26 protein-coding genes are annotated in these 25,526 nt (G+C 64.4%); 18 read left to right on the top strand and 8 right to left on the bottom strand.

Annotated features, from left to right (window positions below; all coding sequences use genetic code 11):
- Positions 1-4: 4 nt before the first annotated feature.
- The 3 genes from KOE53_RS04210 to KOE53_RS04200 all read right to left on the bottom strand — a co-directional run bounded on the left by KOE53_RS04210 (position 5) and on the right by KOE53_RS04200 (position 3,836).
- Positions 5-2,197 (bottom strand): MMPL family transporter, encoded by a 2,193-nt coding sequence (locus KOE53_RS04210; RefSeq protein ID WP_188044303.1) that lies wholly within the window; start codon positions 2,195-2,197, stop codon positions 5-7.
- A gap of 38 nt (positions 2,198-2,235) precedes the next feature.
- Positions 2,236-2,820 (bottom strand): dihydrofolate reductase family protein, encoded by a 585-nt coding sequence (locus KOE53_RS04205; RefSeq protein ID WP_188057497.1) that lies wholly within the window; start codon positions 2,818-2,820, stop codon positions 2,236-2,238.
- Positions 2,821-2,927: 107 nt separating this feature from the next.
- Positions 2,928-3,836: a TIGR01777 family oxidoreductase gene (locus tag KOE53_RS04200; RefSeq protein WP_188057496.1), complete on the bottom strand. Its 909-nt coding sequence runs from the start codon at positions 3,834-3,836 to the stop codon at positions 2,928-2,930.
- A gap of 173 nt (positions 3,837-4,009) precedes the next feature.
- Between KOE53_RS04200 and KOE53_RS04195 the strand changes: the two genes are divergently transcribed.
- From KOE53_RS04195 to KOE53_RS04185, 3 genes are all read left to right on the top strand, one after another.
- On the top strand, positions 4,010-5,332 hold the full coding sequence (locus KOE53_RS04195) for a flavin monoamine oxidase family protein (RefSeq protein ID WP_188057495.1): 1,323 nt from the start codon (positions 4,010-4,012) through the stop codon (positions 5,330-5,332).
- Between the two features lie 72 nt (positions 5,333-5,404).
- Entirely contained in the window at positions 5,405-6,637 is a 1,233-nt protein-coding gene (locus KOE53_RS04190; RefSeq protein ID WP_188057494.1) for an exonuclease domain-containing protein, read from the top strand.
- Positions 6,638-6,759: 122 nt separating this feature from the next.
- Positions 6,760-7,629: an ABC transporter substrate-binding protein gene (locus KOE53_RS04185; protein ID WP_188057493.1), complete on the top strand. Its 870-nt coding sequence runs from the start codon at positions 6,760-6,762 to the stop codon at positions 7,627-7,629.
- 120 nt (positions 7,630-7,749) lie between these two features.
- On the opposite strand, the gene KOE53_RS04180 is transcribed toward KOE53_RS04185, so the two are convergent.
- The gene (locus tag KOE53_RS04180) at positions 7,750-9,495 is read right to left on the bottom strand and encodes an HNH endonuclease signature motif containing protein (RefSeq protein ID WP_188057492.1); all 1,746 of its coding nucleotides are present in this window, start codon (positions 9,493-9,495) and stop codon (positions 7,750-7,752) included.
- Between the two features lie 86 nt (positions 9,496-9,581).
- Entirely contained in the window at positions 9,582-10,496 is a 915-nt protein-coding gene (gene mmuM, locus KOE53_RS04175; RefSeq protein WP_188057491.1) for a homocysteine S-methyltransferase, read from the bottom strand.
- 83 nt (positions 10,497-10,579) lie between these two features.
- Between mmuM and KOE53_RS04170 the strand changes: the two genes are divergently transcribed.
- The 5 genes from KOE53_RS04170 (at position 10,580) to KOE53_RS04150 (ending at position 14,634) form a co-directional block, all read left to right on the top strand.
- Positions 10,580-11,233, top strand: coding sequence for a CatA-like O-acetyltransferase (locus tag KOE53_RS04170; RefSeq protein WP_188057490.1), 654 nt, complete (start codon positions 10,580-10,582; stop codon positions 11,231-11,233).
- Positions 11,234-11,403: 170 nt separating this feature from the next.
- A complete protein-coding gene (locus KOE53_RS04165) occupies positions 11,404-12,201 on the top strand; it encodes an ABC transporter ATP-binding protein (protein WP_215401658.1) in 798 nt (265 codons plus the stop codon).
- Positions 12,198-13,040 (top strand): ABC transporter permease, encoded by an 843-nt coding sequence (locus KOE53_RS04160; RefSeq protein ID WP_188057489.1) that lies wholly within the window; start codon positions 12,198-12,200, stop codon positions 13,038-13,040. Before KOE53_RS04165 ends, KOE53_RS04160 begins: the two co-directional genes overlap by 4 nt.
- Before the next feature lie 50 nt (positions 13,041-13,090).
- Positions 13,091-14,143 carry an ABC transporter substrate-binding protein gene (locus KOE53_RS04155; RefSeq protein ID WP_188057488.1) on the top strand — a complete coding sequence of 351 codons (1,053 nt, stop codon included), beginning with the start codon at positions 13,091-13,093 and terminating at the stop codon, positions 14,141-14,143.
- Positions 14,144-14,253: 110 nt separating this feature from the next.
- Positions 14,254-14,634, top strand: coding sequence for a hypothetical protein (locus KOE53_RS04150; RefSeq protein ID WP_188044292.1), 381 nt, complete (start codon positions 14,254-14,256; stop codon positions 14,632-14,634).
- 46 nt (positions 14,635-14,680) lie between these two features.
- Here the strand turns inward: KOE53_RS04150 and KOE53_RS04145 are convergent, their stop codons facing one another.
- The 3 genes from KOE53_RS04145 to KOE53_RS04135 are packed head-to-tail and all read right to left on the bottom strand — an operon-like array spanning position 14,681 to position 16,679.
- Entirely contained in the window at positions 14,681-15,235 is a 555-nt protein-coding gene (locus KOE53_RS04145; RefSeq protein ID WP_188057487.1) for an amino acid synthesis family protein, read from the bottom strand.
- The gene (locus KOE53_RS04140) at positions 15,232-16,278 is read right to left on the bottom strand and encodes an alcohol dehydrogenase catalytic domain-containing protein (protein ID WP_188057486.1); all 1,047 of its coding nucleotides are present in this window, start codon (positions 16,276-16,278) and stop codon (positions 15,232-15,234) included. The genes KOE53_RS04145 and KOE53_RS04140 overlap by 4 nt, the downstream gene beginning before the upstream one ends.
- Positions 16,275-16,679, bottom strand: coding sequence for a VOC family protein (locus KOE53_RS04135; RefSeq protein ID WP_188057485.1), 405 nt, complete (start codon positions 16,677-16,679; stop codon positions 16,275-16,277). The genes KOE53_RS04140 and KOE53_RS04135 overlap by 4 nt, the downstream gene beginning before the upstream one ends.
- Positions 16,680-16,866: 187 nt before the next feature.
- Between KOE53_RS04135 and pldA the strand changes: the two genes are divergently transcribed.
- From pldA to KOE53_RS04085, 10 genes are all read left to right on the top strand, one after another.
- On the top strand, positions 16,867-17,625 hold the full coding sequence (gene pldA / locus KOE53_RS04130) for a 4-pyridoxolactonase (RefSeq protein ID WP_188057484.1): 759 nt from the start codon (positions 16,867-16,869) through the stop codon (positions 17,623-17,625).
- Between the two features lie 61 nt (positions 17,626-17,686).
- Complete coding sequence (gene pldH / locus KOE53_RS04125) at positions 17,687-18,421, top strand: pyridoxal 4-dehydrogenase, SDR-type (RefSeq protein ID WP_188057483.1); 735 nt, start codon at positions 17,687-17,689, stop codon at positions 18,419-18,421.
- A 139-nt stretch (positions 18,422-18,560) separates the two neighbouring features.
- Entirely contained in the window at positions 18,561-19,670 is a 1,110-nt protein-coding gene (locus tag KOE53_RS04120) for an FAD-dependent oxidoreductase (RefSeq protein WP_215401657.1), read from the top strand.
- Complete coding sequence (locus KOE53_RS04115; protein WP_188057481.1) at positions 19,667-20,254, top strand: amino acid synthesis family protein; 588 nt, start codon at positions 19,667-19,669, stop codon at positions 20,252-20,254. The genes KOE53_RS04120 and KOE53_RS04115 overlap by 4 nt, the downstream gene beginning before the upstream one ends.
- 54 nt (positions 20,255-20,308) lie before the next feature.
- Positions 20,309-21,052 carry a class II aldolase/adducin family protein gene (locus tag KOE53_RS04110; RefSeq protein WP_188057480.1) on the top strand — a complete coding sequence of 248 codons (744 nt, stop codon included), beginning with the start codon at positions 20,309-20,311 and terminating at the stop codon, positions 21,050-21,052.
- 53 nt (positions 21,053-21,105) lie between these two features.
- Complete coding sequence (locus KOE53_RS04105) at positions 21,106-22,050, top strand: 3-hydroxyacyl-CoA dehydrogenase NAD-binding domain-containing protein (protein ID WP_188057479.1); 945 nt, start codon at positions 21,106-21,108, stop codon at positions 22,048-22,050.
- Positions 22,051-22,065: 15 nt separating this feature from the next.
- On the top strand, positions 22,066-22,878 hold the full coding sequence (locus KOE53_RS04100) for an alpha/beta fold hydrolase (RefSeq protein ID WP_188057478.1): 813 nt from the start codon (positions 22,066-22,068) through the stop codon (positions 22,876-22,878).
- A gap of 26 nt (positions 22,879-22,904) precedes the next feature.
- Entirely contained in the window at positions 22,905-23,360 is a 456-nt protein-coding gene (locus tag KOE53_RS04095; RefSeq protein WP_188057477.1) for a YbhB/YbcL family Raf kinase inhibitor-like protein, read from the top strand.
- Between the two features lie 61 nt (positions 23,361-23,421).
- A complete protein-coding gene (locus tag KOE53_RS04090; protein ID WP_188057476.1) occupies positions 23,422-24,186 on the top strand; it encodes an IclR family transcriptional regulator in 765 nt (254 codons plus the stop codon).
- A gap of 392 nt (positions 24,187-24,578) precedes the next feature.
- On the top strand, positions 24,579-25,526 hold the full coding sequence (locus KOE53_RS04085; protein ID WP_188057475.1) for a putative B6 ABC transporter substrate-binding protein: 948 nt from the start codon (positions 24,579-24,581) through the stop codon (positions 25,524-25,526).

Raw genomic sequence — 25,526 nt, 5'->3', positions numbered from 1 at the left:
CGCGTTACTTCGCATCCTCTCTGGCGAGCTTGGAGGGCCACCAGATCGCTTTGCCGATGTCGGTCGCGAGTGCCGGAACCAGCAGCGACCGCACGACGAAGGTGTCGAGCAGTACGCCGAAGGCGACGATGAACGCGATTTGCACGAGGAACAGGATCGGGATGATCGACAGGGCCGCGAACGTCGCTGCGAGCACGAGGCCCGCCGAGGTGATGACGCCGCCGGTGATCGCGAGACCACGCAGGATCCCCTCCCGGGTGCCGTGCTTCTTCGACTCCTCGCGCACGCGCGTCATCAAGAAGATGTTGTAGTCGATGCCGAGCGCGACGAGGAAGACGAAGCCGAAGAGTGGCACCGCCGGGTCGGCCCCGGGGAACTTGAAGATTCCGTTGAAGACGAGCGCCGAGACGCCGAGCGCGGTGCCGAACGACAACACCGTGGTGAGGATCAGCAGTACGGGCGCAAGGATCGACCGCAGGAGCAGCATCAGGATCAGCAGGATCACCGCCAGGATGATCGGGATGATGGTGTTGCGGTCGTGGATCGACGCCTCGTTGGTGTCGACCGCGGTCGCGGTGACTCCGCCAATGATCGCTCCGGTTCCCTCGAGCTCCCCGCGCAGGCTCGTGACGGTTTCGCCGGCGGCGGCAGAGTCTGCGGCGTCGGTGAGTGTCGCCTGGAGCAGCACGCGTCCGTCGCTGACCGTCGGAGCCGGGGCAGGCGTTCCGGGAGGGCCGAATGCCTGGATACCATCGCTGGTCACGGGGGCGCTCCCACTCGGGGAGTCGTCGCTGGTGACCGAAACGGCATCCACGCCGGAGTTGCTCAGCAGCACGTCGGCGGTCTGCTGGAGCTTGTCCTTCTCGACCAAGACGTACGCTGGGCTGCCCGATCCGCCGGGGAAGTGCTCGCCGAGCACCACCTGGCCGTCGCGCGCGTCAGACTGCCCGATCACGAGGTCCGAGCCCGGTACGCCCTGCGCGTTCAGTTGGGTGACCCCCACCGCCCCGACGGCGAGGACGAGGGTCGTGATGATCCAGATCGGGCGCGGGTGCGCCTTGATGGTCTGCGCGAGCCAGTGCCAGAGCCCGCGAGTGGGCATGCCGTTCTCGGCGCGCACTACCTCGGGCTCGAAGTGCGGGCGACGCGGCCAGAAGGCCGCGCGACCAAAGGCGAAGAGGAGCGCGGGGAGCAGCGTGAGCGCCGCGAGCATCGCGAAGATGATCCCGATCGACGCCACCGGGCCGAGCGTGCTGTTTGATTTGAGGTCGCTCAGGAGGAGGCAGAGCAGGCCAGCGATCACGGTGCCGCCGGAGGCCAGGATGGGCTCGACGGACCCCTTCATCGCAGCGATGATCGCGCCGCCGCGGTCGTGGGTGACGCGCAATTCCTCGCGGAACCTGGCCACCAGGAGGAGCGAATAGTCGGTCGCGGCGCCGATGACCAGGATGAAGAGGATTCCCTGGGTCTGCCCGCTGAGCAGCAGCACGCCCGCATTTGCGAGGTGCCACACGGTGAAGAGTGCGACGCAGAGGGCGAACAGGCTGGTCATCAGCACAATGACGGGCAGGAGGAGCGAGCGGTAGACCACGATCAGGATGACAAACACTGCCAGCAAGGCAACGAGCAGCAGGATCCCGTCGATACCGGCGAACCCCGCGACGAGGTCGGCGGTAAAGCCTGCCGGGCCGGTGACTGCGACTGCGACGCCGTCCGGACGCTGTTCGTCCAGGGCCGCACTGAGGGCCTGGACCACCTCGCCGACGTCGGCATCAGAATCGATCGGCACGAACACCTGGGCGGCGAGGCCGTCCTCGGAGACAATCGCGGGCGAGGCACCCTCCGAGATTTCCGCTGACTCGGTGGCCGAAGTCACGGCCTCGTCGATGGCCGAGATCTGCTCGTCGCTCAGCTGAGTCTCCGAGGAGAACACGATGATCGCCGGAATGGTGTCGTCGCCGAGGAAGCCGCCGAGTGCCCCGCGCACCTCGGTCGCGTCCGCCGACGTGGGCAGGTAGGCGGTGGGATCGTTCGACGACACCTCGTCAATCTTGCCGAAGAGTGGGCCGCCGAGGCCCGCCATGGTGAGCCAGATCAGGATGAGGGCGGTCGGGAGCAGGATCCTGATCCAGCGCCCCAGCGGCTTCGAATTCCCGGTTGCGGGAACCGTCTGGTCGGCACTGTGTTTCGGCTGCATTTTGCCACCCAATCTCTTTGCTAGAAAAGCTAGCTAAATCATAGCGCTCCCTGCACGCTGTAGCGATGCAGTGTGACGCCATTTTCGTAGCGTTGCTGTTCGATGAGGTCGAGTCCCAGCGGTTCGTCAAGGGAATCGAAGAGCGGACGTCCGGAACCCAGCACTGCTGGATGAGTGAAAAGCATGAGCTCGTCGAGCAGATGCTCGCGCAGCAGCTGAGTCGCGAGCGTGGCGCCGCCCACCCCAATACGGCCCTCCGACTGGGCGCGTACGACGGCGAGTTGTGCGATGGCGTCGTCCCCGCCGATGATGCGTGTGTCGTACGCCGCGCTCGTGCGGGTGCGTGAGACGAGGATCTTCGGCGTGGTGACCCAAATCTCGCCGTACTCGCGCATGACCTCCGATTCCGACTCGTTGTCTCGAGCGTCGGGCCAGTACGTCTCCATGATCTCGTAGACCTTGCGCCCCGAGATGTCGAGCGAGAACTCACGCGCCCGCCGGTTGAACTCGCGGTGCAGGGGCTCGTCGATCCGCATCCAGTCACCGCCGCCGTTTTCATCGGCGGTTGCGCCGATATACAGATCGAGCGAGACATTCATCCAATACACAAACCGAGCAGACATCAGTCCTCCTTGCGGGTGCGTCGCCGATGACGTGCTTCGACGGTACGCCCGTGCCCCGCTCCCGGCAAGGAGTCCTGCCGGGAAGGACTCCTCCCGGGAGGGCGCTCCTACTCTGCGAGCGCCGCTGCAATCGCCTCTGCGGCGGTGCGGTGGGTGAACTCGAATCCCGAGGTCTCGAGGGCTCCGGGACGCACCCGCGCGTCGGGCAAGAGCAGCGAGTCCGCCGCGGCGCGGCCGAGGGCGGTCCGCAGCGCCCAGCTCGGAGCGGGGAGCAGGAACGGGCGGTGCATCGCGCGGGCAAGTTCCCGACCAATCTCGTTCGCGGTCGCTGGCAGGGGCCCGCTCAAGTTGACCGGCCCGCTGATCTGACCGTCGATGAGGTGTCGGATCGCCCTCACCTCGTCGTCGAGCGAAATCCACGGCCACACCTGGGTGCCCGGGCCGAGCGGGCCGCCCAGGCCGAGCCCGGTGAGGGCGATGAGGGGCTTCAACACCCCGCGTCGATGCAGCAGGGGGGCGGTGCGCAAGAGCACGACTCGAGCGTCGGGGCCGGCGGTGAGTGCCTCACGCTCCCACTCAGCGCAGAGCTCCGCGAGGTAGGTGTCCCCTTGCCCACTGGCCTCGCTCAATTCCTCGCCGGGACGATTGCCGTAGTACCCGACGGCCGAGGCTGACAGGAATGCCGGCGCCTCAGGCCCGAGCGCGCGAAGCGCGGTGGCGAGCGCGCGGGTGGGGATCAGGCGGGACGAGCGGAGTTCTTCCTGGTATGCCCGCGTCCACGGAAGACGTCCGATGCTCGCACCGCACAGATTGACGACTGCGATCGCGCCGGCGAGCGTCTCTGGCGCGAGCGCGCTGCCGGAGGTGAGCCACTCGACCTCGTCGGGTGCGCGCGCCGGGCGGCGCACCAGGCGGCTGACGGTGATTCCGTCAGCGCGGAGGGCCGTGGTGAGCGCCGAGCCGATGAGCCCCGAGCTTCCCGCAATCACGACGTGTCGGGTGAGAGGAATGGTCATCGGGTGCCGCCCTTCGAAAAAACGTTGTGTCTGCCTGAGGCTCTATTCTGGCGAACCCCGCGAGCCTCGTGTCGAAATTGGTGGGATTCACGGCCCGGCAGGGAGCGCCCCGGAATCAGTCTCGTTGACATTCGCCAGTAGGCTGAAGCGGAATTCGAGCGAGCGAGGGTGCAATGAGTGATTTCGATACGATCATCGTCGGTGCGGGAGTCTCGGGTCTCACCGCTGCGCGCCTACTGGCGCGGGCGGGTCAGCGAGTGCTGGTGCTTGAGGCGCGAGACCGGATCGGTGGCCGCACCTGGACCGAGCGCAGTGACGGGCACATCACTGATCGCGGCGCCTCCTGGATCCACGGTGTTGACGACAACCCGCTGGCGGAAGTCGTTTCGGCGTTCGGCATGCGCGAGGTCGAGTTCACGGTCGGTAGCTATCAGCCCGATGGTCGACCCATCGCGTATTACGGCCCCGCGGGCGAGCGCCTGAGCGACGAGGCGGCGGCGCGTTTCGCCGGCGACGTCCGGGAGTGCGATCGGCACCTCGCCGACACCATCGCGGCCTCGTCCGCGGGCAGCACCTACGACGATGCGATCGAGGCGACGCTCGCGCGCCTCGGCTGGGGCGACGCGCGAGCCGAGCGGGTCCGCGAGTTTCTGCGGCACCGCTCGGAGGAACAATACGGGGTGTCGGCGAGCGGACTCGACGCACACGGCCTGGACGACGACGCGGTGGACGGCGACGAGGTGGTCTTCCCCGAGGGGTTCGCCGTGCTTGCCGCGAGGCTTGCCGCGGGGCTCGACGTTCGGCTCGAGCACGAGGTCTCCCGCGTGAGCTGGTCGGCCGACGGTATTCGTGTCGCCTCGAGCCGCGGTGAGTTCAGCGCGGCCCGCGCGGTCGTGACGGTGCCGATCGGGGTGCTGAAGTCGGACGATTTCGTCATCGACCCCCCGCTGCCACAGCGGCTCGCCCAGGCGATTTCGGGGCTCGAGATGAACCACTTCGAAAAGGTCTTCCTGCGCTTCCCGACGAGGTTCTGGGACGAGGGCGTCTATGCCATCCGGCAGCAGGGGGAGGCCGGGAAATGGTGGCACTCCTGGTACGACCTCACCGCGCTGCACGGCACCCCGACCCTGTTGACGTTCGCGGCCGGCCCCTGTGCCGAAATGATCCGGGACTGGAGCGACGACCAGGTCGCAGATTCGGTGCTTTCTGCGCTGCGCGGAATCTACGGCGACCGCGTCGAGGTGCCCGAGCACGTGGTGGTGACGGACTGGCAGCAGGATCCCTTCTCCCGTGGTTCTTACGCGTACATGCTGCCCGGGGCAACCCCCGAAGACCACGACGTGCTGGCGACGCCGGTCGGCGGCGTACTGCACCTCGCGGGGGAGACGACCTGGACGGAGGACCCGGCGACCGTGACCGCGGCGCTGCGCTCGGGGCATCGTGCTGCCGAGAACATCCTCGGCAGCGAGGTCTCGTTCAGTGAGTTGTGGGCGTAGGGCCAGCGATATGGTGGCTGCAGGTCGGCATAGCGATTGCCAAGCCTGAGGCAAGGTCGCGCGAGGGGGAACATGTCAGGGTTTGCGGTCATTGACTTTGAGACAACCGGGCTGGTGCCCGAGCGCGCCGACCGGGTGGTGGAGGTCGGGGTGGTCCTGCTCGACTCGGCTGGGCGCCGCGAAGACGCCTGGACCACGCTCGTGAACCCGATGCGCGATGTGGGTGCGACGCACATTCACGGCATCACTGGAGCGGAACTGCTTGACGCCCCGAGGTTCGAGGAGGTCAGCGACCAGTTGCTGGATCTCGTCTCGAACCGTGTGGTCGTGGCACACAACGCGTCGTTCGATATGCGCTTCTTGCACCGCGAGTTGGACCGCGCCAGGTATCAGGTTGAGCAGCGTCCGGCGGCGTTGTGCTCGATGAAGTGGTCGGGCCGGGTGCTCGGGCCGGCCAAGCTCGCGCACTGCTGTGAGGCGCTCGGGATTCCGCTCGATGACGCGCACACGGCGCTCGCCGACGCCGAGGCGACCGCGCAGTTGCTCGCGCGTTTGATGGAGCTCGTCCCCGCTTCGCGGGAGTGGGACGGCGATCTCGAAGCCGCGCGTTCGTATGTCTGGCCGGGAAGCAAGGGCCGTTCATGTGCCACCCTTGCCCGGCGGTCGGCTGCGGCCGCGCCTCTGCCGAGCTCGTGGATGTCCGGGGTGCTTTCCGACGCCTGGGTGCCCGGCGTACCTGAGGACGAAGCTGCGTACCTCGTTGCGCTGAACAACGCCCTGCTGGACTTCCACGTATCAGTCACCGAAGGTCGGGAGCTGGTCGAGATTGCCCAGCATTCGGGACTCAGCCGTGACCGTCTAACCGAGCTGCACCAGGCGCACCTGCGCCGCCTCGCAGCCGAAGCCTGGTCGGACGGTCAAATAACGGCGGAAGAGGTTGCTGACTTGAACGCCGCGGCGCTCTGCCTGGGGCTCGTAGCGGACGATGTGGCGGCGGCACTTGCCGAGACTCGTGACGTGCGCGCGGAGCCCCGCGAGAGCTTCTTGCGGCTCAGCGATCGAGTCGTTTTCACCGGCACGCTCGCGCGCGAAAGGGACGATTGGGTCGCAGAGATCGTTGCCGCAGGTCTCGCCACGGGCGGCGTCACGAAGTCGACTCGGGTGCTGGTCGCCGCGGACCCAGACTCGTTGAGCGGGAAAGCAGCGAAGGCGCGAGGGTATGGCGTGCCCGTCATCGGCGAGCGTGCTTTTGCGCAGTACTTCGAGCAGTACCTGGCCGGACGGCGGAATCTGGCGTTTGGCTAGCAGGACCGCGGGCTCTTCGCGCGGGTCGTCACACTTCGTCAAGCTGCCGGGGCGAATCGGGATGCCCGGAAGAATGAGCGCAGTGCGGAAGTTCCGCTGTCGAGTTGAAGTGGAGCACCCGCATGAAGTTTCGTTCGCCCGTCGCGTTTGTCCTTGCCGCAGCGGCACTACTGCTGACCGCCTGCACGAATGCGGGCCCCAGCGCCGGTGAGGCTGGGCCGTCGGACGCGCCCGCCGTCTCGCGCACCTGGGCGGAGATCGAGGAGTCGGGTGTGCTCAAGGTCGGCACGATCGTCGACTATCCGCCGAATGAGTTCAAGACGCCCGAGGGGGAGCCGACCGGTTGGGCAGTCGATCTCGTGGCGGAGATCGCCGACGAGCTTGGGCTCGAAGTCGAGTGGACGGTGCTGACGTTCGACGCGATCCTGCCGCGCATCCAGGGAGGCACGATCGATATCGGGGTCGGCTCGTTTTCGGATACCAAAGAGCGTCAGCAGGTCGTTGACTTCGTGAACTACTTCGAGGCCGGGTCTCTGTGGGCGGCGCGGAGTGGCTCGTCGGTCACTCCGGAGAACGCCTGCGGGCTCAAGGTTGCCGTCATGGCAACCGGCACCCAGCACCTGGACGAGCTCCCCGCCCGCAACCAGGCCTGCCTCGACGCGGGGAAGCCGGGCATCGAGATTCAGCCCTACACCGGGCAGCCCGAGGTGACGAACGCGGTCGTGATGGGGAAGGCCGACGCGTTCTCTGCCGATTCGCCCGTCACGATCGACGCGGTCACCCAGCTCGACGGGAAGATCTCGGTGGTCGGCGACCTGTTCGACGGGTTCGTCTACGGCTTCCCGCTGCCGCGGGGCGGCGAGCTGGGTCCAAAGGCACAGGAGGCGCTCCAGCAGCTCATCGATGACGGCCGCTACCTCGAGATTCTCCGCTCCGGGAACTCAGAGCAGGGCGCGATCGAGCAGGCGACGATCAACGCGGCGACGGAATAATCAGAGCCTGCGTGGGCCGCAGGTGGCTTGCGGCGGAGGGCGCTCGCCCGGGTCGGCCTGTTTCTCTGTGGCTCGACCCCTTTCATGCTCGATCCCTTTCATGCTCGACCCCTTTCGGCCTCAACCTGGGCGGATCGCTTCGCTGAGGCCCGGACTCGGGGTTGACCCGCTGTTGGGCGGAGCTGTCCCCTTGGGTCGACTTCTCGATCTTGAGAACTGATCTTCGGCAGTTTGGCCACCGATCTGGCGAGGGAATGAGCTTGTGGCGGTGTCGTCGATCCGGGCAACGTCGAGTCGGGCCGCGCCGTCGCCGGGCCGAAACCTCACCGTCGGCCCAGGGATTGCTCCCCACGCATACGAGCGGATGACCCGGACTGGGAGCTCGATCCCGGTGGCGGCCACGTTGCCTATCTCGCCTTTGAGTCTGCCTCCGGTCGCCTCGCGTCTGTTGTTCGTGTCGCCCGGCGGCGGGTGTAGCAGGAATGGCCCGCTGCCGTCGCGGGTGATGCTCCATCCGTTCGAGTGGAGCTGCATGTGATGGAACCGGCACAACAGGACACCGCGATCGATGTCGGTGCGACCGTGGTCTTTCGCCCATTCGTCGATGTGGTGGGCTTCGCAGTACGACGCCGGCCGGTCGCAGCCTGTCCACCGGCAGCCCCCATCGCGCAGCGAGAGCGCGACACGCTGCCGAGCCGTAAAGAGGCGCTGCTCGCGCCCGACATCGAGCGGATTGCCGAGTGGGTCGATGGCGACCGGCACCGTCCCGGTGTTGCAGACGGTGCGGTCAGCGACCCAGGCCGGGACCTGTGTGCCATCGCCCTCGAGGAACGCGTGGTCGGGGTGGGCATCGGTGACGACCCGGACGACCCGGACGCCTGCTTGGCGGGTCCCGAACACCTGGACCGGGGTGGCGAGGGTGCCGCTACGCAACACGTCGATCATGAGGTCGTGAGTGAGCTGATCGTTCGTGCGCGGGTCATTTCGAAGCTCGTCCGCCCGGGCGTTCTCGGTCGGATCGACAAATCGGGGGCCGCCTCGGCGCGGCCGGAGGGCGGCGTCGATGAGGCCGTGCACCCAGGCCGCTGATTCGTCGTCAAAGGTGAACGTCCCGTGGTGCGTGCCCTTCGCATCAACCCAGATACGAAACGAACGAGCCTCGTACCGCTCGGTGAACCTGCGCTCGGCCCCCACGGGATCGAGCTCGTCGCGCACTGCCCGCGCGGCGGCGCGGAGCTCTTCGAGGGTGCGCAGGCCGGCTTCGGTAATGAGGTGCTCGGTGGCGAGGCCCCACGTCGCAGCCATCACAGCGGCAAGCTCGCCCTCGAGCGGCGTTGGGGGTTCCCCCAGACCCATCCGGATCGCGTCGTGCTGATCGGCCGTGATCGTGCCGCTCAGTAGCGCGCGATCTAACGGCGCATGCCATGGGGTGGCAAGACCGTCGGCAGAGGTGCCGACACCATCACTCGCGTCTGCGCCGAGTTTCATGCCATAGGGCCCGGCACCAGCCCCCGTCCCCGCCGCACTCTCAAGGAGTGACTGCCCCACCCGGATTTCACGCATCGCCTGCGATCGGCTGACTCCAGTCAGCTGCTGCACCAGCGACACTGGGCCCCGGTGACCGCGTGATTGGGCGATGCCCGAGTGCCCGTCCGTGCGGGTGGACCGAAGGGCCACGACGCCGGACGCGGCGAGCTGCAGCCGCTCGACCGAACGAGCAAGCGAGGCTGTCGCCTCGAGCACCGCCACCACGTCCTCGTCGGACAGCGTGCGCACGATCTCGGGGAGTGAAGATGCCGACGGCACCTCGCCGACCAGCTGGCGCACTGCCGCCAACTGGTGCTCGAGCGAGGTGATGAATTCCATGTTTCGATGTTCCGCCAGACCTCCGACATTGAAGCCCCGCACAGCCGCGAGAGACCTCACGAAAGGTCACGGTACGGTATCGAAAATCACCCGGCTGCTTCGACCGTGATCCTGCGAGACAGCGTGGCAACCTCATCGGTGCCGACGCGGCAGCAACCGCCGATCGCACGAACGCCGAGGGCACGCCACTCGTCAACAGCGCCGACAATTGAACGGCCGGTGCCCGACCAGGATCGTGACCGTGCGTCCCACACCTCGCCGCTGTTCGGGTAGGCGATGAGGGGCAGCTCGGTGTGGGTGGCGAGCACCCGCAGCGCCGCGTCAGTCTCGTCCACCGACGAACAGTTCACCCCGAGCGCGACGATGCCCGGGTGCTGTGCGGCGAGCGCTGCAAGGTCCGCGAGCGCGTCGCCGCTGCGGAGTGCGCCGTCCGCGACGGTCACGCTGAGGACGACGGGTAGGTCGAGCTCGACGCCCTCCGCGGCGATCGCAGCCGCCTCAGCAAGGCTCGGGATGGTCTCGGCGAACACGACATCAGGACGAGCCGCGACGAGCGCCGCGAGGCGCGGGCGGTGCCATTCGCGAAGCTCGGCGACCGAGAGCCCGTACGCGCCCGTGTACTCGCTGCCGTCGCCGAGGCTCGCGCCGTACGGGCCGAGCGAGGCCGCAACCCACGCCTCGCCTGGACCGAGTCCCGCGGCAGACCGGGCCTCGCGCGCAAGCTCGACGCTGCGAGCCAACAGCTCGGGGGCCAGTCCGGGGTCGAACCCCGCACTCGCCAGCGCGCTCGCGCTGACCTGGTACGACCCGGTCGTCGCGACGCGGGCCCCGGACTGGAAAAAGTCGAGATGTGCGGCCCGTACCTCGTCCGGCTGCTCCAGCAGGATCCGCGCCGACCACAGGGCCGATGCAACTGAATTCCCGCGCGCCTCGAGGTGCGTGCCGAGGCCGCCGTCGAGGGGAACCACCCCGGATTGAAGGGCGTCGAGGAAAGCAGGCATAAGCCGAGCCTAGAGCGCGACGCGCGCGAAGACGGCGCCGTTACTCCGTATATCGCGACGAGCCCCCTGGCAGGATGGCGGTCATGGTTACCCCCACGCCGATCGACCTCGAGTACTGGCCGCGCCGCGAGACCTTCGACCACTTCCGCTCGCGAGTGCCCTGCAGCTATGCGATTACCGTCGAGCTCGACGTCAGCGAGATGGTGCGCGCGCTCGCCGCGTCGGAGTTCAAGACCTACCCGGCACAGATCTGGGCCATCGCGACCGTGGTCAATCGATTCGCGGAGTTCCGGATGACCCTGAATGCGGAGGACCTGCCTGCCGTCTGGCCAGTCGTGCACCCCGCGTTCACGGTGTTCAACCGAGAACGAGAGACCTTCGCGTCGGTCTGGGTGCCGTATGACGCAGACTTCAGGAACTTCCACGAGCGAGCCGTCGAGGTGCTCGCGAGCGCCGCTCACACCGATCAGATGTTCCCGCAGGGGGAGCCGCCGGCGAACACGTTCGATATCTCGAGCCTCCCGTGGACGAGCTTTACGGGGTTCTCACTGCAGATCGCGGGCGGAAATGACCACTTCGCCCCGATCTTCACGCTCGGACGCTACGTCGTGCGCGAGGGGCGCACGCTGCTGCCGGTTTCCCTGCAGATTCACCACGCCGCGGCCGACGGCTTTCACGCCACGCGGCTCCTGGGTGAGCTCGAGGGGCTCTTGGGCGACCCGGGGTGGCTGCGCTGACGGACGGGGGCCGATCTGGCCCTCATCTGCTCTCCGCGCCCGTAGGGCAGGTTTCACATACTCACACAAAGTTCATTATTATTAAATGGTGATACACCCCTAGCTCTTCTGTGAGAAGTTCACTATGCTCTCCACGTAATACAAGTGATCTTGAAGCAAGGGGGCTTCGCGTGGCCAGAGACAGCATTATCGCCGAATCGGTGGGCATGACGTTCAGGCGTCAAGGCCTCTCCCACGAGGTCCTGAGTAGCCTGAATCTCCAGGTTCCGGCGGGGGGATTTATCTCACTGCTTGGTCCGTCAGGCTGTGGAAAGAGCACGTTGCTCAAGATCCTTGGCGGTCTTGAAGAGCCCACCACCGGCACAGTCCGCATCGGCGACGAGGACGTGCACACCGCGGTGAAGAACGGCCGCATCGGCCTCGTGCAGCAAAAGGCTGCGTTGCTGCCGTGGAAGACAGCGCTCGAGAACACCTCATTTCTCATTGAGCTGAGCCAGCCCAAGACATCGATGGCTGAGGCGCGCAAGCGCTCGCTCGAGGCCCTCGAGCTCGTCGGTCTGTCGAACGCGATCGATAAGCTCCCGCACGAACTTTCCGGCGGCATGGCGCAGCGTGTCTCGATCGCCAGGGCGCTCGCGCTCGACCCGTCGATCCTGTACATGGACGAGCCCTTTGGCGCCCTCGACGCCATCACCCGAGACCAGATGAACCTGCTGCTGCAGGATCTCTGGAGTGCAACGGGCAAGACCGTCGTTTTCGTCACCCACTCCATCTCCGAGGCAGTATTCCTCTCCGACACTGTGCACGTCATGTCGGCAAACCCCGGCAGGATCACGCTGAGCGAAGACATCTTGCTGCCGCGCCCCCGCGATGGGCGCTCAGCCGGTACACCCGAGTTTGTCGCCTATGAAGAGAAGCTGCGCGAGCAGCTCGACCAGAACGTCGAAGCAGCAAGGAGCGCAGCATGACCGCCACGACTACCGACACTGTCGCGATCGCGACCCGAGCGATGGCGGTCCCGCGCGAAAGCCGTATTGCGAAGTGGTTTTCCGCGAGTTGGCCAGCACTGTTGCTGGCAGCGCTCATTCTGGTGCTGTGGGAACTGGCGGTCGTTGTATTTCAGATCTCCGAGTTCAAACTCGCGAAGCCCAGTGCTATCGCGCTCGAACTAGTCGACTCAGCGGGCCTGCTCCTCGCCGCGACCTGGGTGACCACGCAAGAGATTCTCTACGGATTTCTCATCAGCATCGCGGTCGGGGTGCTGCTCGCACTGATCGTTGTGCGCTACCGCTGGCTCGACCGCGCGCTCTACCCGCTCATCGTGCTGTTTCAAGTCGTCCCCAAGGTGGCCCTCGCGCCGATCTTCATCCTCTGGTTCGGCTACGGTCTCGCCCCGAAGCTCTGGCTGATCGTGGTCATTGCCTTCTTCCCGATCACCCTCAACATGATGGTGGGGCTGAAAGGGTACGACGCCGACCTCAAGATGTTGATGAAGTCGATCGGCGCGAGCAGCAGCCAATTCCTCTGGCGCATTCAATTCCCCACCTCGCTGCCGAACCTCTTTGCAGGCCTGCGCATTGCCATCACCCTGTGCGTGATCGGTGCCGTAGTCGCTGAGTTCTCGGGGGCCTCCGCCGGCCTCGGTTACCTGATTCAGTTCGCATCGACGCAGCTGGATACGCCCCTCATGTTCGCGGCGCTCACGGCTATCTCGGCACTCGGCTTGGTGCTGTACTACGCGATCGCGTGGCTCGAGATGCTACTGGCGAAGTTCTACCCGCACTTGAAGTTCCAGCAGGCGAACTAACCACACTGCCCACTTCTCACCATCCTGATTCAGTAACGAAGGAGTTATCTATGAAATCTCGACTGATCACCACGCTCGCGTTCGCGGGTGCGACAGCCTTGCTGCTTGCCGGCTGCGGCTCGACGGCCTCGGGCGGCGGCGAAGGGGGCGGCGAGAGCGCAGCCGAGCTCGACCATGTGACGGTGCAGCTCGACTATGTGCCCCGCGGGAACCACGCAATGTTCTTCGTCGGCCAGGAGAAAGGCTTCTTCGAAGAAGAGGGCATCGTCGTCGACGACATCATTAAGGGCACGGGTTCTCCCGATGCCATGCGTATTGTCGGCGGTGGCCAGGCCGACTTCGGCTTCGGCGACTTACCGACCCTGGCGACCGCCCGCTCGCAGGGCGTCGAGGTGACAGCGCTGGCCGCCGTCAACCAGACGAGCCCGCTCGCCATGTGTGGGCTTTCCGAGAAGCACGACCTGCAGACGGCCGCGGATCTCAAGGGCCTCAACATCGGCGTGCACCCCGCAGGCTCAACCTACATCTTCTGGCAGGCGCTGCTGGCCGCGAACAACTTGACCGCTGCCGATGTGACCGAACTCACGGTGACGCCGCCCTACGAGAGCTACCTGCTCACCGGCAACGTCGATGCGATCATTTGCTACATCGACGCCGAGGTGCCCGAGCTCGAGGCGAAGGCGGGCGGCCCCGGCAGCCTCAGCGTGATGCTCGGCTCCGAGAACGGTTACGACGTGTACGGCTCGGGGATGTTCACGAGTTCGAAGCTGCTGGCAGAGGATCCCGATCTGGTCGAGCGCTTCACCCGGGCTTACATCAAGTCGTTCCAGTACGTCATCGACAACCCGCAGGAGGCCGCCGAGATCGTGGCCGCCTCGGCTCCCGAGCTCGCCGACAAAGCAGAGGTCTTTCAGGAGCAGCTGCAGGCCGACATTGACCACACCTTCGAGAGCGACCTGACGGCTGAGCTCGGCCTCGGCGCGATGAGCGAAGAGGTCTGGCAGACGACCATTGACGTGTTGAGCAAGCAGGGCGTCATTGAGCAGGCCCCTGACGTGAACGACGTGTTTGACTCGTCGTTCGTCGAGAAGGCGCACCAGTAGCCCTGGCTGTACGACCACAGATGCGGGCGGGGCAGTCGCCTCGTCCGCACCTGTGGCTATAGCCGATATGGTGAAGCAAACGCACGAGTGAGGCCCGAATGAGACAGAGAATGACCTTGCGCCTGGCGGCGGTGCTGGCAATGTCGGCGGCCCTGCTCGGTACGGCCGGATGCGCCGGCGGCGCCGCGACCGTTGGTGGCGAGGATGGCCGGATCATCGCGCAACTCGCCGACATTGCCCCGCGCGATTCGAAGGTCGAAGAGCCGATTGAAGCGGTCGAGTGCTGGAAGCCGTCGGAGAGCATGATCGACGACGACACGTTTCGCGTGCTGTGTCGACTGCACTACACGCAGGCCGGCGCCGAGCGCTATCGCGACATGATCTGCCTCGGCAGCGTGACGAAGGACCCCGTGAGCGAGTATTGCTACCTCTGGGCGTTTTACAGTGATATGCCCGTATATGAGGATCAGCCCGGCTATCGGGCGGCATGACGGGGCCCCGGGGCGCGAACGTCCCGGGGCTCCACTTGCGCAGTGTCTACTGCTCTGCCGCGTTAAAGGTCGCAAGCCGCTGCTGCGGCCGGCCCTGCGCTGCGCCCGCGAGCGCGATCAGGATCTCGCCCGGGTGAGGGGCATCCGAGACGCGCGCCTCGACGGTTTGGTGATGCGAACGCACCGTCGCGTCGGTGAAGTGCTTCAGCGGGATGTCAAACAGGGCGCCGGCCAGCCCGCGCTTCTCGACCGCGGGCAGCAACGTCGTCGCGCCTGCCGCGTTTCGGAAGTGATTGCCAAACGTCAGCGTGTGGATGAGTGCCGAGCCATGCTCGATTTCCCCGTCAAGACCGACGATCGCTGCCTTGCCATACGCCTCGAGTGGTGAGCCAAGCGCCGCCATTACCCTCGGAGTGAGCAATGCGCCCAGCTCCGATGCGCAGCTCGCTATCCCGGGGCCGAGGTCGCCGACGAAGCCCTGGCCCGCCCACGGGTTGTCGATTACTACAGCGACGATCGCGACGCGCGCGATGGGAGTGACCGCGCGTCCGCCTTCGAAGGCGACCTCCTCGACGGTCGTGGTCAGTTTTCGGAACTTCATTGGCGGATCCCGTCGTAGGTGAGAGCGACCTTGACGAACTCGCGATTGTCGAAGCGTCGGTACGCTTCTTCAGCTTCGGTGAACGGCAGGACGTGCGTCAAGACCTCGCGCGGCGCAAGCTCACCAGACTGGATCATGCCGAGCAGCAGCTCGCGTGTTGCGAACGGGTTGCCGATGCAGAATTTGAGCGTGAGCTCCTTCTCAAACATGATTCCGTTGTTGAGCGGGAAGTCGGCTTCGAAGTGCGCGCCGACGACCGAGATTGTTCCTTGGGGGCGGGCGAGATGGAGCGCCTCCTGCAGTGCAGGAATACTGCCGGACGCTTCAATGACGCAGTCCGCGCCGTCGTCGCCACTCGCGAGGGCGACTCGTTCGCGCGCCTCGGAAGGCTCGCAGGTCTCGGCGCCGAGCTTCACCGCGAGCTCTCGCCGATTCGGCACCCCGTCCACGGCGATGACCCGGGCTCCGCGCTGCAGAGCGACCATGATTGCCATGAGGCCGACCGGGCCCGCGCCCTGCACGACTACCAGCTGCCCAGCGCTGACCCCGGCGGAGTCGACACCGGCGTATCCAGTGGGCAGGATGTCTGCGAGAAACAATGCGTCCTCATTCGACACCGAATCGTCGAGCGGCATGAGGCTCCGAGAGGCGTTTGGTACACGCACGAACTCTGCTTGGCCGCCGTCAAGCTTCGGGTACACGCCGGAGTACCCGAAGAGCGAGCGCGTCTCGCACTGCGTCCACCGCCCGTGGGCACACTGGGAACACTCGCCGCAGCTCGTCATGCTCGTGTTTACGACGCGGTCGCCCACGGCGATCCCGGTCACGCTCGTACCGACCTCAGTGACGACGCCGACAAACTCGTGACCGGGAATCATCCCAAATTCAAATCCGGGCGTGTGCCCGTGGAAGGGCAAGAGGTCGGCCCCGCAGATCGCCGAGTGACTGACGCGCACGATGGCGTCTTCGGGTGACGAAATCTCGGGAGCGGGCCGATCCTGAATCCCAATTACTTCGGTGGCCGCTAGGACGATCGCTTTCATGCCAGTTCCTCAATCTCGATCAGGTTGTTCTCGGGGTCCGCGACAAAGAATCGTGCGCCACCCCACGGCGGCCGAAACGTATCGGAGCGGAAATTCACATTGTGCCCGACGAGTTCGGCGCGCACCGCATCGCAGTCAGCAACCTCAAGCACCAGGCAGGCGCTTCGTTCTTGTGCCGAATGGGGCACGCGGAAAGTGACGTCGGGCAGGTCGTCGCCCACGGTGCCATCTTGAGTGAGCGAGAGCCGCATTCCCTGCTTTTCGAGAATCACGTAGGGCGGGTCTTCGAATCGGGCCGAGGCCGTGAAGCCAAGCACCTCGGTATAAAAGTTGGAGAGTGTGAATACGTCCCTCGCGGCGAGAATGATACCCGCCCGGATGGTCTGCACTTGTGCTTGCACGGCTGCGCTCCCTTGCGTTTGCGTTACATGTTGAGACAACTATTTCGTCATGTGAGAAGAAACTCAAGGCCGAGTTTTGTTCCGGGTGGTTGACATGCCTCATTTTGTTCTCATAACATGAGAGGAATCTTGCGCCGGTTGAGATAAATTGGCGCCGATCGAGGTCTATCTCAACGAGGAGGAAGCAATGACCGACCCCAAGGTCACGCTGCTTGACGGCGGCAGTTTGGTGATTGATGGCTCGCAGGTGCATTGGCACCATGATCTCGGCGACGAGGTTCGTTTTCCGGTGTACAGCGTGCTGGTGCAGATCGCCGACGGCCCCAACATCTTGTTCGACACCGGGTTTGACCTTGACCATGTGAACGCGGTCTTGCCTTTCGAGAAGCCGCTGCAAAGCCCCGAGCAGACGATTCCCGCGCAGCTCGCCCTCTGCGGGCTGGCGCCGGAAGACATCGACATTGTCATTAATTCGCATTTCCACTTCGATCACGTCGGTGGAAACAAGTACCTGACGAATGCGCAGATTCTCGTGCATAAGGACGAGCTGCGCCACGCGCTCGTGCCCGAACCCTTCGAGCGCCTCGGCTACTCCGATCTCTCTTTCAACTTCGATAAGTCGAAGTACAGGTTCATTTCGGGGGAGTACGAGATCGCGCCCGGCGTGACGCTGATCGAGACCCCCGGTCACACGGTCGCCCATTACTCGATGCTGGTTGAGTTTGCGGGCGCTCCCGCGATGCTCTTTGCGGGAGACGCGGCTTACACCTACAAGGCACTCGAGGCCGAGGTGATCGGCGGGTTCCACCTTGATCCTTCGGCCTCGATCGACTCGCTGCGCAAGTTGTCCTACATCAGTCGCACCAAGGGTGCGGATATCTACCCGTCGCACGAGATGGCCCCGTGGCTGCTGTGGAAGAAGGCTCCCGAGTCGTACGGCGGCTAGCGCCCGCTGCTGGGGAAGTGCGACCTACAACTTTTGAAATTCAGTGAGGAATTGAGGAACAATGACGAAGCATGAAAAGCAGGTAGCAATTGTCACGGGCGCAGCCCAGGGTATTGGGGCGGCCATTGCGCGGCGCATCGCGAAGAACGATGTCACTGTGGTCATTGCCGATGTGAACGCTGAGAAGGGCGAGGCGGTTGCTGCCGAGCTTTCAGGTCACTTCCACCGCACCGACGTCAGTGATCCCGCCGCAGTGCAGGGCCTGGTCGACGACGTAATGGCCAAGTATGGCCGTATTGACATTCTGGTGAATGATGCGGCGATCGTGCCGTTCGTTGCGTGGGAAGAGCTGTCGTTTGATGAGTGGCGCCGTGTCATGGCGGTCAACGTCGACGGGCTGTTCCTGGTGACCAAGGCGGTCTCAAAGCACATGGCCGAGGCCGGCTACGGTCGCATCGTGAATATCTCGTCGAACACCTTCGTGGCGGGGACGCCCAACGCGAACCACTACGTCTCGGGCAAGGGGGCGACCATTGGTTTCACTCGCTCGCTCGCGTCCGAGCTGGGCAAGGACGGCATTACGGTCAACTCGGTTGCCCCGGGGCTGACCGAGAGCGAGGGCGTCAAGGCCGGGCCGCACAACGATGGCTTCGGCTACGTCGTTCCGATGCAGGCGTTTGCGCGCAAGGGGCAGCCGGAAGATATTGCTCCAGCCGTCGCGTTCTTGACGACGGAGGAGGCTGGCTGGGTGACCGGGCAGCTGCTCGTGGTCGACGGCGGGCACACGCGCAACTAGCAGGGTGCCCGCGCCTTCGGGCGCGGGCTTTCCGCCACAAGAAATCGGGGATTTCTTGTGGCATGCCACAAATACTTTTTATTACAAGCTGAGATTTGGTTATCACGTGAGTATGGTGGCCATGAAAGGACGCAACAACATGAGTAATCGTACTGCCGAGGTTGCAGGGGCCGGGTTTGCCGGGCTCGTCGCGGCTACGACGCTCGCCCAGAACGGGTGGGACGTCACGCTGCATGAGAAAGATACGGAGCTTCGCCCGCTGGGCGCAGGGATCCTGCTTTGGAATAACAGCCTGCAGGTACTGAAGGCGATCGGCGCCTACGACCGGCTGCTGCCTCACAGCGTGATGCCGCCGTTCTACGAGACGCGCATGCACAACGTGACGAAGTCGCTCGAAGACTTCGGGGGTCTGCCCTGGCGCACGATGACCCGCAAGGCGCTGCACGACGCGCTCGTCGCGACGGCCATCGAGGCGGGCGTCACGATCCTGGTGGACTCCGAAGTCGTCGCCGCTGATCCTGCCGGCAGTGTCACGCTTGCAAGTGGCGAGGTGCGCCATGCCGACCTGGTCGTCGGCGCGGACGGCGTCAACTCGAACGTGCGCGACTCGATCGGCTTTGAACAGGAGCGCACGCGCTCGAAGGACGGCGTCACGCGCCTCATCGTGCCCCGCTGCAAGGAGGAGCTGGGCGGAGGCGACGAGTGGGACAACGTCATCGACTTCTGGAACCTCGAACCCCGAGTGCTGCGCGTGCTGTACATTCCCTGCAACGAGGATGAGCTCTACATCGCGCTCATGGCGCCGATCGAGGACGAGGAAGGGTCGGCGGTGCCGATCAATTACGACGTCTGGGTTGAGAGCCACCCGTACCTGGCTCCCGTACTGCGCGAGGCTGCGAAGATCTCGGGACGCTACGACGGCTACCAGACCAACGTGCTGAAGGAGTGGTCGAACGGCCGCGTCGCACTGGTCGGCGACTCGGCACACGCGATGTGCCCGGCGCTCGCACAGGGTGCGGGTTCGGCCATGGTCAACGCCTACACGATGGCCACCTCGGTATCGAAGGGCTCTGCCGACCTCACGCAGGAGCTGGTGGACTGGCAGGTGCGCGAGCGCGGGGTCACCGACCGCTGCCAAGAGAAGTCGGCGTGGTTCGCTGAGACGCGCAGCATGGCAGAGGGAAACCAATTCACGCCCGAGGTGCTCGAGGCGGCCATTTACGATCCGACAACGGGGGTGCACGCATGAACGCAGTAATTGATGGGTACGAGATCCGCGCTTGGCACTCGAGCGTGGTGGAGGTGACCGAGCTTGCTGGGCAGCAGCTAGCTGAGCCGCTGGTCAAGGCGGCGGTGGGTGTCGTGATTCGAAACCCGTTCGCCGGCCAGCCCTTCCAGCAGGATCTCAGTGCATTGACCGCCCCGAGCGGTGAGCTCGCGTTCGCCCTGGGTACCCGGGCGAAGGCGCTGCTGGGTGGCCGCGAGGTCGAGGGGTATGGCAAGGGTGGCGTTGCTGGCATCGCGGGTGAGCAGGAGCACGTGGTGGCCTGCGTGACCACGATCTTCGGCAACGGCTTCCGCGACGCTGTTGGCGGGGGCAAAGCCTGGATCTCGTCAATGACCAAGGTCTCGTCGGCGGGCGTCACGCTCGACATTCCCCTGGCATTTAAGGACGAAGTCTACGTCCGTGACTACTACGACGGCATCACGTTGCACGTCGCAGACTCTCCCAAGCCAGACGAGCTGCTGATCTGCGTGGCAGTCTCGAGCGGCGGACGCCCGAATGCCCGCGTCGGCGGAATGACCAAAGCCGAGGCTCTGGCGCAGCGATAGCGGCTCGTCAAACAATGCACTTCAGAATCGCAAGAATAGAAGAAGGAGCTTCACATGCGTGAGCCATTCAACCCCTCACCGGAAATTCAAGAGGTTCTCGAGAACCTCGCCCGCGTACATCGCATCCTCGAGATCGAAGGCCACGGGGACATGTCGATGGGGCACATGTCCTACCGCGACCCGGAGGGGCGGGGTATGTGGCTGAAGCGCGGGCATCTCGCGCTCTCGGAGGTTACGGCTCAGGACTACCTATTGGTTACGCTCGACGGCGAGGTGTTGCAGGGGGAGGGGTTCCGTCACCTCGAATGGCCACTGCACGCTGAAATCTTCCTCGCTCGCCCCGACGTGAATTTCGTAGGCCACTCGCACGCACACTTCGCAACCGTCTTTGGTGCTGGCACCAACCAGCTCGCACCGGTCAATAATCACGGCGCGTGGTTTGCGAACGAGGGCGTGCCGCGCTTTGACGAGACGAGCCACATCGTCACGACGGTTGAGCTCGGAAAGGCCGTCGCGGCGAAGCTGGGGCAGGCAGAGGCGATCCTCCTGGCCAATCACGGCGTTGCCTTCACCGGCGGCGATGTTCGCGAGCTGCTGCTGTGCGGCATCTTCCTTGAGTGGTCCTCGAAGTTTCAGATTGATCTCGAGTCGTCGGGGGCCACGTTCCCGATTCCCGACCACGCGGAGTCGATTGAGAAAGCCGCGCGGATCTACCCGCACCATGCAAAAGAGAACTACTGGAAGTACTTCAACCGCCTGCTTGACCGCGCTGAGGGTCGGGAACCCGAGGCGATCTAGCTGGGCGCAGTTCAGCACAGCTCAACGACATTTCATTCAAAGGAGAAGGAAACATGGCACATCTCAAGAAGGTCACCGTACTTGGCTCGGGCATCATGGGCCCCGGCATTGCCGCCGTATTTGCGCGCTCGGGTGTCGACGTCACGGTGTACGACGTGGTCGAGGACGCCCTCGTGCGCGCCGCCGACGGAGTGAAGCTCGCCGCCAAGGTGCTTGACAACCTTGAGTCGCCCCGCGGTGATCGCCAGGGCGAGATCAGCTTCACAACCGACATTGGCGAGGCGCTTTCAGGGACGGAGTTCGTGCTCGAAGCGGTGCCCGAGCGTGAAGACCTCAAGCGCCAGGTGCTCGCGCAGGTTGAAGGCCTGGTTGGCGCGGACGTGATCATCGCATCGAACACCTCGGGCATTCCGATTACCAAGCTAGCTGAAGGGCTTGCTCACCCCGAGCGCCTGGTTGGGATGCACTGGTCAAACCCGCCGCACGTGATTCCGCTGATCGAGGTTGTTCCCGGTCAGCAGACCAGTGAGGCAACGAGCGACCGAGTCACTGAGGTTGCGAACTCCTTCGGCTATGAGGCCGTGCGTGAGCGCGAGACCCCCGGGTTTGTTGAGAACCGGATCCTGTACGCAATCATGCGTGAGAGCCTGGCACTTGTCGACGAGGGAGTTATTTCGCGCGAGGACATGGACATCTGCGTGCGCTGGGGGATTGGCTTCAAGCTTTCGGTGGTGGGCCCCATGCGTCTGCTCGACATGGCCGGTCTCGACACCTATAACAATGTCGCGAGCTACTTGAACCCTGACCTCTCAAAGGCGGACGGGGTTCCCGCCGTCATCACTCAGAATGTTGAGGCACAGACGTTTGGTTTCAAGAGCGGAAAGGGCTTGTTCGAATATGGCGAGGGCGAAGTTGCGGCCAAGCGAGCGCAAATCGTCCAGCAGCTCGTGCAGGTGCGCAAGGCGATGCCGCAGCCGCTGAGCAGCGACCAGGTCTAGCGAAGGGCTCTGGCTGTGATCCAACACTGCTCTTCGAACGGAATCGAGATTGCCTACGCCGAGCTGGGGCAGGGAGATGACACGTTCTTCCTGCTCCACGGGGTCACGGCGAATCATCAGGTCTGGACGCCGGTGGCCCGCGCCCTCGGTCAGCGTGCCCGGGTGATCGCCGTAGATCAGCGTGGACACGGCAATAGCGCAAAGCCCGGAGCGGGATATTCGGCGGAGGATTTCGCCGGCGACATCCGCGGGCTTGTCGAGGCTCTCGGCGGCGAGGGGAAGAACGTTCTGGTGGGACACTCACTCGGATCGCGAAACTCCATCGCTGCAGCCTCGCTCTATCCAGGGCTCGTCGACGGGGTGGTCGCTATTGACTTCACGCCGTTCATCGAAACTGAAGTTTTCGACAGCCTCGAGGCCAGAGTGGGTGCCGGCGCCCGGACGTTCGAATCGGTCGGAGCAATTGAGGCCTACCTCCACGAAAGATATGCCAACATGCCGCACGACGCGATCATGCGTCGGGCGGAGTACGGCTATCGCGAAACCGAGAAGGGTTTCGAGCCGCTCGCATCACCCGCAGCCATGCTGCAGACGGTGCAGGGACTCCGGGCCGACCTCGCCGGATACTACGGAGCGGTCGCGGTCCCGACGGTCGTCGTGCGTGGCGCAGAGAGCACGCTCGTGACCCAGGTCGCATTCGATCAATCGCGTGCGCTCCGCCCGGAGTTGCAATACGAAACCGTCGCCGATGCTGACCACTACGTCCCGGAGGAGCAGCCGGGCGCCGTTTCCCAAATCGCGCTCGATTTGCTCGATCAGATTTCCTAACCCCACCAGATACAAAGGAGACGCCCATGGGCCTCAATATTCAAGACCTCGCTCTCTCGAGCCCCGACATCGAAAACCTGGGCGCGATTGCCTCACGGTTTGCAGCGGACACCGGAAACGAGACTCCTCGTCTCGTGATTGCCGGCGTCCCGCAGGAAGCCGTCGAGCTTGCCGTGGTGCTACACGATCCCGACGCTCCGCTGCCGCAGGGATTCACACACTGGACGGTCTATGGCATCGATCCAGGTACCACTGAGCTCGGCGGTACCGTGGCGGCGGGACGTGTCGGTCCCAATGGAATGGGCGAGGCCGCCTACAGTGGCCCGCAGCCCCCGTTTGGGCATGGCCAGCACCACTACTACTTCTGGGTCTATGCGCTCAACCGCAAGGTCGACGGAGCGCCCTCACGCGAAGAGTTCCTGGCCTCGTATGCTGATGCTATCGTCGAGCAAAATCGCTTCGTCGGAACGTATCAGCGCTAACTTAGCCGCCCGTACGGTCGTTGTTGCGGGGAGACGATCGGCCCGAAGGATAGAGGACCACATGCAAACGAGTCGTGCAAAAGGTGTCGACAGTGCACGTCGGGTATTGCAGATTCTGCTCAGCTTCACCGAGGCATCGCCTGAAATTACTGTGGAGCAGATTTCCGCCCGATTCGAGATCTCGATCCCGAGCGCTTACCGCTACATCGCGCTCCTACGTGAGCTGTATCTCATCGAAGAGCGCAGGAGAGGGGTCTACACGCTGACGTCGCAGATGTTCCGACTGGCGAGCGTGGCAGAGTCGTCGCTCGACATCGGCGCGATCGGGAAGCCGATTCTTGAGCAGCTCGTCGAAGAAACTCACGAGACGACCCTGATCCTGCGTCGGGTGAAGGACTCAGTGTTGTGTGTGGCATCGGTGATCCCGGACAAGCCCGCAATGATTTCCTTCAAGCCGGGGCACCTGATGCCGCTACATAAGGGGGCGGGCCCAAAGGTCCTGCTTGCAGCAGCGCTCCCCGAGAAGCGGGAGAAGTACTTCCGCAAGCTCGAGCAGACGCTCTCGAAAGAGGAAGTGGTGGAGCTGCGCAATGAGGTCGCCCTGGCGGGAAAGCTCAATCACGCCGTCTCGGCGGCCGAGGTGGACGAGGGCATTTACGCGGTAGCCGCGCCAATCATTGTGGAGGGGCGCACGGTCGCTGCGCTCTCTATTGCTGGGCTCGAGTTCCGGCTCGACGATCAGGCAAAAGAACGGCTCCTCGAGAAGGTAAAGCTGGGCGCCAGGGAGATCGCGGAGCTCGTGCTTGCCGAGGAACGCACTCAGTAATCACCTATCGGCCGCACAGGTTGGCGGCACCGGTTTCTCAGCATGTGATTTATGTCGGGATGGGGCGTTACTTCGCCGGAATTCCGGGAAAGTAACGCTGTTATCTCGGCGCTCTGAATTGCTTGACAGTGCTTTTTTATTCTTATAGCTTCATAAACCAGCATTACAAAGTGATAATTCTGGGTGAGGGTGCCCGCTTGTATATGCTCAGCAACTCAACGGTGAGTCAAATTGGAGAAACGCAAATGTTCTTGGAACGATCAACGAAAAAGGGGCTCCGAGCCGGTATCGCGCTCGCGGTCAGTGCCGGCTTGCTTTTTACGGCCGGATGCGCTGGACGTGGCGCTGAGACAGGCTCCACCGATGGTGAAGGCGCCGCGGAAGGCACGAAGGTGACTCAGTTCGCCATCGTCACACCTGAGAAGGAGTCCGACTACGGCTGGAATCAGCAGGGCATCTGGGCTGCCCAGGCGGCAGCAGACGAGTTGGGAATCAAACTCGACGACAACTCGAACGTCGGCTACGACAACACCGAGACGATTCTGACGCAGGTTGCGGAGGCAGGGAACCAGCTCATCATCGCCCACGCAAGTGGATTCAATACCGCCGGTCACCGCGTCGGCATGCAGACCGGGGTCCCGACCCTGGTTGTGGACTTCGATAAGAATGAGCCGGGCAAGGTCGCCACCGTGATTACGCAGGCCCAGGAAGGCGCCTATCTCGCAGGCGTTGCCGCGGCGAAGAAGACCACGACGAAGACCGTCGGTATTGTGGCCTCGGCCGAGGACCTGAACTGGTTTTTGATGGCCGGTGGCTTTGCGCAGGGTGTCTACAGCGTGGACCCGACGATCAACGTCGTCGTGGCGTATGTTGGCCCCGCAGGATATGGGGACTCCGCGGGTGGCAGCACGGTGACCACCCAGGTCATCGCCGCAGGCGCCGACGTCATTTTCGGCATGGGGGATGGCGCGACCATCGGCTATCTCCAGGCAATCGAGACCGCCGACGTCGGCTACCCGATTTCGTACATCGCCACGATTGGCGATGTTACCGAGATCGTTGAGGACCCGGACATGGTGCTGACTTCCGTGCTCTGGAACTTCAAGGACTCCTATGTCGCCGCGATCAAGGACGTCGAGGCTGGAACGTTTGGCACGAAGACCTACGAACTCACGGTAGAGAACGGTGGCCTGTCGCTGCAGGACACTCCGTCGCTTACCGGTGATATTGCGACGGCGGTCGATGAGGCCAAGGCTGGCATCATCGACGGCAGCGTCAAGGTTGAGCGGGCGACCGATACTCAGGCGGTCCAGAAGATCATCGACTCCAAGGGTAAGTAA

Source organism: Leucobacter sp. CX87 (genome assembly GCF_018682295.1).
In the GTDB taxonomy this organism is placed as follows: Bacteria; Actinomycetota; Actinomycetes; order Actinomycetales; family Microbacteriaceae; genus Cx-87.
The sequence above is the reverse complement of the archived record's forward strand: the minus strand, read 5'-3'. Positions and strand labels throughout refer to the sequence as shown.

Coding starts and splice junctions, on each gene's coding strand:
- KOE53_RS04210 (WP_188044303.1), bottom strand. CDS start 2,197: ATGCAGCCGAAACACAGTGCCGACCAGACGGTTCCCGCAACCGGGAAT.
- KOE53_RS04205 (WP_188057497.1), bottom strand. CDS start 2,820: ATGTCTGCTCGGTTTGTGTATTGGATGAATGTCTCGCTCGATCTGTAT.
- KOE53_RS04200 (WP_188057496.1), bottom strand. CDS start 3,836: ATGACCATTCCTCTCACCCGACACGTCGTGATTGCGGGAAGCTCGGGG.
- KOE53_RS04195 (WP_188057495.1), top strand. CDS start 4,010: ATGAGTGATTTCGATACGATCATCGTCGGTGCGGGAGTCTCGGGTCTC.
- KOE53_RS04190 (WP_188057494.1), top strand. CDS start 5,405: ATGTCAGGGTTTGCGGTCATTGACTTTGAGACAACCGGGCTGGTGCCC.
- KOE53_RS04185 (WP_188057493.1), top strand. CDS start 6,760: ATGAAGTTTCGTTCGCCCGTCGCGTTTGTCCTTGCCGCAGCGGCACTA.
- KOE53_RS04180 (WP_188057492.1), bottom strand. CDS start 9,495: ATGGAATTCATCACCTCGCTCGAGCACCAGTTGGCGGCAGTGCGCCAG.
- mmuM (WP_188057491.1), bottom strand. CDS start 10,496: ATGCCTGCTTTCCTCGACGCCCTTCAATCCGGGGTGGTTCCCCTCGAC.
- KOE53_RS04170 (WP_188057490.1), top strand. CDS start 10,580: ATGGTTACCCCCACGCCGATCGACCTCGAGTACTGGCCGCGCCGCGAG.
- KOE53_RS04160 (WP_188057489.1), top strand. CDS start 12,198: ATGACCGCCACGACTACCGACACTGTCGCGATCGCGACCCGAGCGATG.
- KOE53_RS04155 (WP_188057488.1), top strand. CDS start 13,091: ATGAAATCTCGACTGATCACCACGCTCGCGTTCGCGGGTGCGACAGCC.
- KOE53_RS04150 (WP_188044292.1), top strand. CDS start 14,254: ATGACCTTGCGCCTGGCGGCGGTGCTGGCAATGTCGGCGGCCCTGCTC.
- KOE53_RS04145 (WP_188057487.1), bottom strand. CDS start 15,235: ATGAAGTTCCGAAAACTGACCACGACCGTCGAGGAGGTCGCCTTCGAA.
- KOE53_RS04140 (WP_188057486.1), bottom strand. CDS start 16,278: ATGAAAGCGATCGTCCTAGCGGCCACCGAAGTAATTGGGATTCAGGAT.
- pldA (WP_188057484.1), top strand. CDS start 16,867: ATGACCGACCCCAAGGTCACGCTGCTTGACGGCGGCAGTTTGGTGATT.
- pldH (WP_188057483.1), top strand. CDS start 17,687: ATGACGAAGCATGAAAAGCAGGTAGCAATTGTCACGGGCGCAGCCCAG.
- KOE53_RS04120 (WP_215401657.1), top strand. CDS start 18,561: ATGAGTAATCGTACTGCCGAGGTTGCAGGGGCCGGGTTTGCCGGGCTC.
- KOE53_RS04115 (WP_188057481.1), top strand. CDS start 19,667: ATGAACGCAGTAATTGATGGGTACGAGATCCGCGCTTGGCACTCGAGC.
- KOE53_RS04110 (WP_188057480.1), top strand. CDS start 20,309: ATGCGTGAGCCATTCAACCCCTCACCGGAAATTCAAGAGGTTCTCGAG.
- KOE53_RS04105 (WP_188057479.1), top strand. CDS start 21,106: ATGGCACATCTCAAGAAGGTCACCGTACTTGGCTCGGGCATCATGGGC.
- KOE53_RS04095 (WP_188057477.1), top strand. CDS start 22,905: ATGGGCCTCAATATTCAAGACCTCGCTCTCTCGAGCCCCGACATCGAA.
- KOE53_RS04090 (WP_188057476.1), top strand. CDS start 23,422: ATGCAAACGAGTCGTGCAAAAGGTGTCGACAGTGCACGTCGGGTATTG.